This window comes from Hyphobacterium sp. SN044 (assembly GCF_021864465.1).
GTDB lineage: Bacteria > Pseudomonadota > Alphaproteobacteria > Caulobacterales > Maricaulaceae > Hyphobacterium.
The window spans coordinates 1-281 of the sequence record NZ_JAKKUV010000062.1 but is presented as its reverse complement, the minus strand read 5'-3'; the positions used below and the strand labels follow the sequence as shown (position 1 = coordinate 281).

Annotated in this window: 1 protein-coding gene; it reads left to right on the top strand. The window is 64.1% G+C overall.

Features of this window, described 5'->3' with window-relative positions; all coding sequences use genetic code 11:
- Positions 1 to 4 precede the first annotated feature (4 nt).
- On the top strand, positions 5 to 281 hold a 277-nt coding region (locus L5876_RS14925; protein WP_369281050.1), incomplete at its 3' end, for an anion permease.

The following is a 281-nucleotide window of genomic DNA, read 5'->3' as shown; positions in this document are numbered from 1 at the left end:
CGGCGTGCTGTCACAGAGGCTTTTCGCGCACGTGACAGGTCTGTCGTGGGGAATCGGGCTTCCCGTTCTCATGCTCGCGTACTTGTACTTGCACTACGGCTTTGCGAGCATGACCGCGCACGTCACCGCGCTGTACCCGGGATTCGTGGCGGCCGCCTTGCTCACTGGCGCTCCACCGTTCGTCGCGGCCATGGGACTCGGTTACTTCTCGAGCATCGACGCGAGCCTCACACACTACGGCACCGGCTCGGCGCCCGTGTATTTCGGCGCTGGCTACGTCA